This window comes from Caecibacteroides pullorum (assembly GCF_019239235.1).
In the GTDB taxonomy this organism is placed as follows: Bacteria; Bacteroidota; Bacteroidia; order Bacteroidales; family Bacteroidaceae; genus Bacteroides; species Bacteroides pullorum.
On the sequence record NZ_JAAZTS010000011.1, the window covers coordinates 104,322 to 114,621 of the forward strand.

The window sequence follows — 10,300 nt, forward strand, 5'->3', positions numbered from 1 at the left end:
TTATGATTTTTCAATTCTTACCATTGCATTTAGCCAAACCTTTTTACTGAAAAAATTCTCTATCACTACCCCCTGGTTTGCATAACGCAATATTTTTTCTTCTGGCAAATTCGAAATGTCTTTTATTTCACCATAAAATTTTTCTTTCTCAGGATTCACGGTGAAATACTTAACCCTGTCCAATTGCGAATATTCAATGGTGGAAATAATGATGCGATTATGGTGCAGGGCTTCTATTATTTTAGAGGGAAAGTTACATTGATTTTCGGGCATTTGCGGATTACGAGTGCTAAGTTGGAACGTAACGCTGTGTAGCAGTTCCAAGTAATCCTTAAACGGTAGTTGCCCATGCCAGTGAATGTTACTGTAAGTGTTTGCATACTTTTGCAATAGTTCCTCGTTCCCTTTACTCCCTGTAATGTGTAAGTCACAATCTGGCAGTATAGAAAACACATCTAAAACCATAGATAGCATCGCTATTTCTTCGGAAAGCACACCAGACAACAGAAAACTCTTTTTCACTGTTTTAATTTCGGGAAATCTCTCAGGGGTATATGGAACAACACCGGGAAGTATCAAGGAATTCTTTTTGCAGAATAACTCTGAATCAGCCAGACAGATACGGCCATGTGCCCAATTAATTAGCCTTAGATAGAGTTTATTTAATCCGAAACCTTTATTTACAGGTGTAAAGTCGAGAACAATCACATTGAGTTGTACTGATGGTTTGAACCATTTTAAAAGCAAGAATAATAGCGCGTTAAGAGTATTGAGATTATAGAACCATACCGAAGCATCTTTTGGTATCTTTCGTAAAATGGCAACCTGTTCTTTGAACGTAGCAAATTTCTGCCACATACCACTTTTCTCACGCCATTTATCATAGATTAATTCGAAACGTTTGTCTTCAAATGCTTCTTGTCGCATTTTACCGCCCACATATAACGGCATCCCGCTATACACCTTATCAAAAGTATTGCCGCTCATCAAATTAAAAGAGAAATTACAAGCGGCAAATGACAATCCATACTGAGCTATCAAATGCTCAGGCAGAACGCAAGTCCAAAAAATCCGATACTTCATAAAATTTTAACTTTTAACAATCGTTAATACCATCTTTGGCATATTTCAACAAGCCGAGAGCAATCACGAGGAAAGCGTATTTCAGTATAGGGTTTGTTGCAAAAAAATGATTCATGCACATAATTATAATTAGCGAAAAAGCAACTACAATATATGGTTCCAAGCCAAATCAAAATGCCAAAAACGACACACCACAACTGTCACCATAAACAACAACACAATATCCCAATAATGATTTTCCGCTTCAATCCATTTTTGAATATGTTTCAATTCATTTCCTATGAGCACTAAGAATGCTGCGTATGGCACAGTGGATAATGTCCATGGTAGTGAAACTTGGTAACAACTTAAATAACTCCCCAATAAGAACAAACTGAACATAAAACCATATCGGAGATAAACATTTTCAGTAAAACTTATGAACATAGCTAAAACTGATGCGAGGTAAAGTACTGGAATAAACCACAACGCATAACCCTCCCAACAATTTAATCTTAAATGAGAAAATCCATATTCCCAATAAAATATAACACGAATGATACTATTATTGAATAGGTAATGAATGGCAGCATCATTGTATGAGCTTTATGCTTGATATACCCCGGAGGATTGCGTTTCAAATAGCTGCTTGTAAATCAAAATACTATGGAAACAAGGGCATATGGAAACAATAGATAAAATCAACCATTATATGAGGGATAGAAGCATGCTCTACCACCATCAAAATGATAGCAATGCCTTTAGCTATATCAAGCCAAGTATTTCGTTTTGGGTTTGCTTTCATACATATTTTTTACTTGAAGATAGGCATGCAATACAATAGTAAAAGACATTAATGGATATAATAATTGTGTACCATCGTATGGCCGCTGCAAAAATCCTGTTATTAATAGCCAAAATGCCCATTCATATTTCTTATCATATCGTCTTAATGTTAATAAAAAGAAGAATGGACTCCATACGATTATTTGTCCGATAAGGCCATCACAAGCTAAAGTAAAATTAGGGTTGGCACCAACAAATACTCTTTTTTCTTGGGATATTTCTATTAAATGTCTCGCTCCTTGACCTATAATAGGAGACTCCAAAAAAATGTCCCAACAAACTTTTGTCATCATTGAACGGTTGTCTCCTGAAATCGTTCCTGTTTCCTCGTTGTATTCCATCCGACCGAATATGGCACGATTCATCCGTTCGTTAAAAGAAGAAATCAATACTAATGCAAGAATGAACGCCATAATGTATGGCAACAGCTTGCGTCCCTTTTCCTTATAAAAAAAGAAGCCATACATTGCTATTTGAATAAAATAGGCCAACGAAAGCGTGGAAATAAGCCCGGCTATCAGTAAAACTTCTACTTTCTTGTTGTTTACAAAAAGTTTATTGATTAACAAAGCATACATCCCCCAAAATGCCAAAGCACCCGGTTCGTCATAAAAACCAGCATTACGCACAAGCCCTTCAAAATAAGTATTTGTCGTGAACAACCCGAAGAAATATCCAGTCCTCATATCCATCTCCCGAAATTCAAAAATGGGTTGCAAAATACCTGCAACCACTAACAGGAAGCCTAAAGTACCTGCAACCACTTGAAATACGAGCCACCAATTATATGTTTTTACAAAATCTAACCGTTCGCCCGACAATTGCATTTCGAGAAACATATATGTGATACACAACATTAATATCCGTGTGAAATAAGACATGTCAATCCCATGAATTACTACATATAACCCCCATGTGACAACTTGCAACACCAATAACAGTGTAATCGGACGTGGCAACCTATATTCATTCCTTATTACTACAAATAAAATAGCCAATGCAAATAACAAGAGATAGTTTACCGTGTAATGCGGTAACCACCCTATGAGATAAAACACACAAGGCCATCCTGCAATAAAACTGAAGAAATACAGGAAGTACCTAATATTCATATACGGCTTTATTTTTTCAAGCATATTCAGTGATGCATTATATTGTGATAAATCTCTGCAAGCCTACGGGCATTCTGTTCTCGATTATGCCGATGGCTTGCCACTTTCATTTCAGCCAATGACAAGCAGGTAAAATTATCTTGCCCAAATAACCGCATGACTATCTGCGCCAACATCTCATATTCCTCATAGCGATAAAAGTAACCTGTCTGTCCGTCAGTCAGCAACGTAGGTGTGCCGCCACAGTAACTTGCCACCACTGGTGTGCCAAGTATTTGCGCTTCACACAATGAATTGGGCGAGTTTTCTATGGCACTGGGCAACACATATACATTCGCATCAAGAAACTGTTGTTTCATCTGTGTTTCCGAAAGAGAGCCTAAGAAACACACATGTTCCTGCAAACGCAACCGCTTCACTAATCGCCGCAGATACAGGTGATAACCTTGAAATCGTAACAGATCTTTCAACTTGTTGCTCATCACGCTACTACCGCAAAAGTTGACTACTGTATCGGGATATTGCCGCAGGATAATGGGCAATGCGTTCAAAACTTGGTGTGCTCCTTTCAGTGGCGAACCACTATTGCTAACAAAAATCGAGTGTTTCTTACAATGTTCATAATCCCATACAGGAGACTCATAGAATGAATTACGTAATGTTTCATTCATAAAATGATAACGCAAATTAGGATTTATAGTTATTACATGAGCTTGATCCCATTGTGTACGCCCTATGATGTCGGTAACATGTGTAAGGACATAATGTTCACATTCAGCGCGAAGTTTAAAGCTACGTTTTTCATTGAGTAGGAATGTGCCACGGTAGAAGTCGAGCAGAGTGATGTTAGTCAATTTGTCCCACAAAGAAAGTCCGCCATCAGCATACCGCATAATTGGTCCGGCAAGCCCTTGGATGTTTGCGACTATTCGCGTACCACTTTCATTTGCCATGCATACAGCCTTGGCTAGCGAATGTTCCGTTCCATGGATGTGTATCAGGTCTGGGGAAAAATTCCGTATGGCCTGCCTGCAAGCCTCAATCTGTTTCTTCGATGTCCTATCTATTTTCGCTGTTGGAATGAGATAATAAGTAACTCCCTCAATATCATACCGCTCATAATTCTTGCCATATGAATAAACCATCACTCCAAGCCGAACTTCAGGCATTTCCTTCATCATGGCTTTTGCCGAAGAATACATCCACCCACAATGTACCGGTACAGCCTCTCCCAAGTGCTCGCACAACGGAGGGAATTTAACCAATGATACCCAAAGGACTTTCATAGACTTTCTATTAATTTCACCCATTGTTCTACAATTCTATTTATCTCAAATCGACGGCAACTTTCAAGCCCATTCTTGGCTATCCGCTCACGGTTTTCACGGTTACACATCAGCTCTACCATACAATCTGCGTATGCTTCCAAATCATCATCAGGAATAATGCACCCATCGTAACCGTCTGTGATGATATCATGTAGTGCCGGATAGCTATCAAAGGCTATTGGCACCACACCAGTCTGCATAGACTCGGTCAGTGTCAGCCCCCAACCTTCCACTGCGCTCGTCATCATAAACAATGCCGCATCCCTATAATAAGGAATGGGATCCTGCCGACCAGTGAATGTCACATTTTTGAGAGCTAATTCTTCTGAAAGTCCTTGCAAATATTCCTCATGTACTCCTGCACCTACGATAATAAGTTTCCAGTCAACAAACCCTCGTTGCTCAAGAATCTTCCAAATCTTCAAAGCTCTATCTATTCTTTTTTCAGGGTTGTATAAACGAGAAACAATAAGTACTTGCTTCTTTTTCTGTTGCAGAATCTTTGCATCTGCAACCTTTTCCCATGATAAAGGATTGTTGATGACTTTACAACGCAATAGGTCTGTGCCGGTCAATTTCTGTATTTCTGGAATCTCATACTTGGAAAGCAATATCAAAATATCAGCAACACGATAATTGACAAGGAAATTATCCAAGACCGATTGACGGCATCGTTTAAGCCATAAGGGATACATGAGTAACCGCAACCGGGCAAGCCATTTTACATGTATCGGAGTAGTCGGCATATTTGAAACCCAATGCCAGTAATGACGTGAGAAAACTTTCTCCATCAGTAATATCGAGTTGTGAAACTCGGTGATATACTTCATGCCCGGAATTTTCCACTCCGCTACAAGTTCCGATAATTTCGAAAAAAAACCTCCATCTTGTCCTATAAGCAAATCACAGTGATTGTCTATAAGATATTGCCTCATACCAGAGAGTGGTATCGTGATTTCTTTCTCTATGTCAGCATCATACAAATGGAATGTCTGATACGTATCCTCTGTATAAAGATAACGAACCATATAGCCATATTTTGGCAAATATTGCATCAAGATATGAATGATGCGATGCACTCCGCCCCGCTGAACATTCAGTCGTTCACTCCATATTATGTATATGATAGATTTCATTAGCTTACAAGTTTTATTTTACCATCAAGTCATGATTCATAATTTACTCATGTCCTATATGTGCTTTATTTCTTCTCTGTCAATAAAACCATATATCTTTCCAACGTAAACCTTCTAAACTCAAGAAAAGAATGTTTTTTATCAGAAACATCTTCACTGCAACCCCATTAATATTATCTTTTATCCTTCAATTCATCAAAAAGAATTCTCCATCTTTCTGCGATTCGATCTTGCGAGAACCGTTGCGATGAGATGATGGCTCGCCTTGCCATGCGTTGCTTTTTAACATCATTCCGCATCAAGTCAAGCATATGATTTACATATTCATCCACATTACTCTCTTCGACCACAACTCCATCCTCACCATTCGTAATAATCTCACGCAAGGAAGCATATGTATCGAAAGCAATTGGTACTACCCCCAGCTGCTGCGCCTCGGTGAGCGTCAATCCCCACGACTCGCTCCGAGATGTCATCATAAAGAGCGAAGCCTCTTTATAATATGGTAGAGGATTTTGATGCCCTTCGAAAGACACATTCGGGATTTTTTCGTTTTCTATCATTCGTTGATACATTGGCATATCCTTGCCTGTACCTACAATTTTCAACTGCCACCCATTTGCATCTGTGTGCTTTTTTACATTTGCCCATATTTCCAGAGCTAATGAGAGCCGTTTGTGAACTTCCTCTATTCGTGAAACAATGAGTACAATAGGCTTTTTCTCCGCAATCTCATCTATCGGCAAAAACTCATTAAATGACAGACTGTTGGGGATAATCAAAAACTTCTTGTCGTCATTAAACTGACCAAACTGTTGGTACGCATCGATAAACCCTTTACTAAGCAACACCACGCAGTGCGCATTGAAGTAAGCCTCACGATAAGTTCTCCGCAAAGTTTCCACATATTTATGTTTGGAATATGGAAAAAACACCAAATCGAATAGCCACTTACACCTCCTGCGCAATGGCATTTTATCATGTCTTTTAGCCCAATGACGCTGTAGTGACATATACAACGCTTCAGCCCCTGGTTCGTAATGATGTGCAAGTATAACTTTACACCCAGTCCCTTCAGCTGCTTGACACAAAAGTTTCACATAAATAAAAATCCCTTGGTCGATTATATAATCAATGTTGTTGTTTACAATTATCTTACGCAACGTATCCACATCCTGCAGACGATCATACCCTGCTTGCCATCGATACTCCGCTACAAAGCAAGTTTCTTTCTCATGCTTTTCGTCAGCTTCGTAAAGCGAGTAACAATGGCAACCATACAAACGAGTCAAAGCCGATGCCACCGAAACGGTAGTCCGCTCAGTTCCTCCTCTTGTAGCATACACCTTCCCGTGCGTGTAAAACAATATGTTCATAAATACATTGGCCTTTTAAGTTTGAACGGGCAAGCTTCCAACAGCGGCCGCAAATCAATGGCCCCCCGCTCCCATCTTGTTATTTCTTTATTGATAGTGTCCAAAGGTATTTCTACTCCATGAATCGCTATAGGATTTTCTCTGTCACGATGTATAGACATAAAGAAATCATGGAACTTGAAATGCCCACCAATTAGCGGTTTACCAAATTCTATCCATACATTCGGTACATGGTATGCTTCTGCTATGATAAGCCCATGAAGCGATGACGATAAGATTGCCTCACACTCACATACTTGGTCAATAATATCATGCCAATGAGTGTATTTCCCCAAATTGATTATCCGTACCTCTGTACATTCGCTGATGCGTTTCCTATTTATGCGTAAATTTGCAACAGATGATTGGTTGGACACATGGGATATGATGCCGTATTTATAGCGTTTTTGCTTGCTAGGTCGATAATAAAGTGAAGTCAGCAAAGCCGGATCTCCGTAAATCTTTGGGCATTCAACTCCCTCTGCAAGCAACTTCTCACGCGTAAGCGGACCACGGACTGCATAAACTTTTTTGGGCTTTACCCTCAAAGGCTTGCTGCCGTCTATAATGCCAGCTCCCCATATTTCTGTATGAGCACGACAAAGCATGTCGATAGTCGAACCGATTACCAAAAAGTTCCGAAGTTTCAATCTGAACGCAAGTGATGTGCGATTAAGAAGGACTAACGGACGCATTACTATTTCACGTAAGAAATAATAGTTGATGTCATCTCCCCAGTTTTCATGTTTCACCCGTTTATTATCATCATAATACACAAATGCATTAATGATAATTGGGTGAAACAGCAATTTGAGGTGTTCTGAAATTACTACTGCAAATTTACTCATGAGTTCTATGTCTTAAACCGGTAATTTTGCCCCACAATAATTGGCGTTCATTGGCACTTATACCAACGATTAAAATAGATGAACCTGTAAAAAACAATGTTGAGGCAATTACTATTGCCGTTTTCAGCAGTCCTCCGTTTGGCATGACGCAAAATAATATTGTTGAAGTACAAGCGGATAAAATAAAAACAGAACTAATAGGTAGAAGCACCTTACGTAGATATAAAGCAAATGAGAATGATACCATTCGGCCTATAATCACAATCCTGCAAACAAGTGCTATGACAGCGATAATCAGATGAACAATAAAAACCGTTTCGGGATTTCCACCCAATTTAAGTGCAAGATATGCTACAGGAAGAATGAGCAACAAAAGCCCCCCTACAACACTCTGATAAACCTTTACTTGGCCAACCGCTTGTGAGGAAATCATTAAAGGATTGGACAAGGCATCAATGAGCAATATACACAGTATCAAGCGAGCAAACCATATCGTGTGCTCAGGGACAACCTTCAACCATAGGGTTAGGATTACTTGAGTTTCTACCATAATAGGTAGAGTAATAAGCAACAACAAAAAAAACGAATATTTGCTACTGGCAAAAATAAGCGTATGCATACGATGCAAATCACCAATGGCATAACTCTTCGTAATTTGCGGATTCAATGCCATTTGGAAATTGCTAACGAAGCCAGTCACCACCCCTTGAATCGTAACTGCTATTGCACGAGCCGCATTTACCGCCGGGCCAAAGAACATATTCAATAGCACATTCAAACCTTGTGTATAAAATACGCCTGCAATGTTCCCCAATAAGCTCCAACCTGCAATATTGGTCATTTCTCGGAACAAATCCTTGTCAAATATCAATTTTATATGCGCTTCAGCAAAATGTCGGTTACAGTATATACCATATATCATTCTGTCTAGAAGCGAAATACCCAAAAGCATGGCAGCATAGAATACCAGTTTATCAAATGTAACTATTGTAAGTAATAATACTATTACAAGTTTCAGTACGACATCAAGAATCGATATATATGCAAATGCTGACATCTTTTCATGGGCGATTATCATCGCATTGTAGGGAATCGAAACGATGGATATGAACATCGTCAATATGGAAAATTGATAGACCCAAAGAGCAGCTGAAAACCTTTCTTCTGGAATAACCAATTTGTTACAAACGAACCAAAGCCCAACTGTTTCTGCTACAATTACGATTATTGCCGCAACTGCAATATGAATGATAGCCGCAGTTGAAAATGTGGTTATTTGCCTCGCAATGTTTCCACGGGCAAGCTCGAATGTTATAAAACGTTGTGTGGCAGTTGCCATGGCTCCATTCAAGAATGAGAAAAAAGCCACAAAGCCTCCCACTACATTGTAGATACCATAATCCTCTACCCCAAGCGTATTCAATACAATCCTACTGGTGTATAATCCTACGCAGAGGATAAAAATCATCCTCAAATATAAAATGAAGGTATTCTTAGCTATCCGCCTATTTGATGAGGTAAAATCTAGCATGAAATGAATTAGCTTAATTATTTTGATGTCTCACCTATGATAACTCCCAATCCTAACTTTCTGACCATTATGGTCAATAAAATAGAAAGTGTTAAGCTGATGACAAAGATTACTATAGATAGCAGATATGGGTTAATTGGATAAGGAGCAGCAATAAATTCCAACCAATAAATAATCATGGCATGGAACAAATAAATTCCAAATGAATTTGATGCTACCCACTGATACAGTTTGGCCTTTTCTATTTTTATTGTTCGCACAGAAAGGATATAGAATATTGCAACCCCCACTATTGCATTAATCAGTTTTGACATATCGGGAGGAAAGGAGAATTCAGGCATAACCATATTTAATCCTAATCCGAATAAAGCAGCAATAGCGACATATTTGAACGCAGACTTATAAATAGTAAACAAGTATCCCAAAGTGAACCAAATGAGATACTCCTCTACATTTCTAATCTGGAAATACACTATATTTATAGGAAAGATGTAAATTAACAAGGCTAATATGCTTGTCGCCCATATTGGTATATGCAATTTAATGCACATCTTACGCAAGCCGAAAAACAAAAGAAACAACAGAAACAATGTTAATACGAACCACAAGTGCCTTGAATCTATGGCCAAGATAAAACCATCAATGAAGTAATGTACCGGATCACGAAATCCCAACAGAGTCATTGTAGGGTAAACCATTAAAAGTGCAAATGCATAAAATGGAATCATCAACCGTTTAGTTTTGTTCTTTAGTAATTGCGTGAATGTCATTTGTTTTTTCCGTATTTCCAATTGAAAGGAAAAAATACACCCACTGGCAAAAAAGAACAATGGCATGTGGAAAGAATAAATCAAATCTTTCACCAAATTCAACACTTGAGAAGGCATACATGGCGTGATTATCGACATTGGTGAATCACTACTGTCCCGTAAAAGTTGATAAATAGTTCTTTGAAATTATTGAAATATAGTCAATTACGTGGTTTCTTGAGATGAAACGGACTTGATTTTGCAACTTTGCAG

8 protein-coding genes are annotated in these 10,300 nt (G+C 38.7%); all 8 read right to left on the reverse strand.

Annotated elements, in window-relative coordinates:
* Positions 1-1,083: a glycosyltransferase family protein gene (locus HF894_RS09260; protein ID WP_204971787.1), complete on the reverse strand. Its 1,083-nt coding sequence runs from the start codon at positions 1,081-1,083 to the stop codon at positions 1-3.
* A 749-nt stretch (positions 1,084-1,832) separates the two neighbouring features.
* Complete coding sequence (locus HF894_RS09265; protein WP_246593190.1) at positions 1,833-3,020, reverse strand: O-antigen ligase family protein; 1,188 nt, start codon at positions 3,018-3,020, stop codon at positions 1,833-1,835.
* A 26-nt stretch (positions 3,021-3,046) separates the two neighbouring features.
* Entirely contained in the window at positions 3,047-4,201 is a 1,155-nt protein-coding gene (locus tag HF894_RS09270) for a glycosyltransferase family 4 protein (RefSeq protein ID WP_246593191.1), read from the reverse strand.
* Between the two features lie 101 nt (positions 4,202-4,302).
* Positions 4,303-5,484: a glycosyltransferase gene (locus HF894_RS09275; protein WP_204971793.1), complete on the reverse strand. Its 1,182-nt coding sequence runs from the start codon at positions 5,482-5,484 to the stop codon at positions 4,303-4,305.
* 173 nt (positions 5,485-5,657) lie between these two features.
* A complete protein-coding gene (locus tag HF894_RS09280; RefSeq protein WP_204971795.1) occupies positions 5,658-6,860 on the reverse strand; it encodes a glycosyltransferase in 1,203 nt (400 codons plus the stop codon).
* Positions 6,857-7,747, reverse strand: a complete 891-nt coding sequence (locus HF894_RS09285; RefSeq protein WP_204971798.1) for a polysaccharide pyruvyl transferase family protein — start codon at positions 7,745-7,747, stop codon at positions 6,857-6,859. The genes HF894_RS09280 and HF894_RS09285 overlap by 4 nt, the downstream gene beginning before the upstream one ends.
* A complete protein-coding gene (locus tag HF894_RS09290; RefSeq protein WP_366927993.1) occupies positions 7,740-9,086 on the reverse strand; it encodes an MATE family efflux transporter in 1,347 nt (448 codons plus the stop codon). The genes HF894_RS09285 and HF894_RS09290 overlap by 8 nt, the downstream gene beginning before the upstream one ends.
* Positions 9,087-9,295: 209 nt before the next feature.
* A complete protein-coding gene (locus tag HF894_RS09295) occupies positions 9,296-10,165 on the reverse strand; it encodes an acyltransferase family protein (protein ID WP_204971802.1) in 870 nt (289 codons plus the stop codon).
* Between the last annotated feature and the right edge of the window lie 135 nt (positions 10,166-10,300).

What these genes read in the sequence shown, in the direction of transcription:
- HF894_RS09260 (WP_204971787.1), bottom strand. Translation starts at nt 1,083, where the DNA reads ATGAAGTATCGGATTTTTTGGACTTGCGTTCTGCCTGAGCATTTGATA.
- HF894_RS09265 (WP_246593190.1), bottom strand. Translation starts at nt 3,020, where the DNA reads ATGAATATTAGGTACTTCCTGTATTTCTTCAGTTTTATTGCAGGATGG.
- HF894_RS09270 (WP_246593191.1), bottom strand. Translation starts at nt 4,201, where the DNA reads ATGATGAAGGAAATGCCTGAAGTTCGGCTTGGAGTGATGGTTTATTCA.
- HF894_RS09275 (WP_204971793.1), bottom strand. Translation starts at nt 5,484, where the DNA reads ATGAAATCTATCATATACATAATATGGAGTGAACGACTGAATGTTCAG.
- HF894_RS09280 (WP_204971795.1), bottom strand. Translation starts at nt 6,860, where the DNA reads ATGAACATATTGTTTTACACGCACGGGAAGGTGTATGCTACAAGAGGA.
- HF894_RS09285 (WP_204971798.1), bottom strand. Translation starts at nt 7,747, where the DNA reads ATGAGTAAATTTGCAGTAGTAATTTCAGAACACCTCAAATTGCTGTTT.
- HF894_RS09290 (WP_366927993.1), bottom strand. Translation starts at nt 9,086, where the DNA reads ATGGCAACTGCCACACAACGTTTTATAACATTCGAGCTTGCCCGTGGA.
- HF894_RS09295 (WP_204971802.1), bottom strand. Translation starts at nt 10,165, where the DNA reads ATGCCTTCTCAAGTGTTGAATTTGGTGAAAGATTTGATTTATTCTTTC.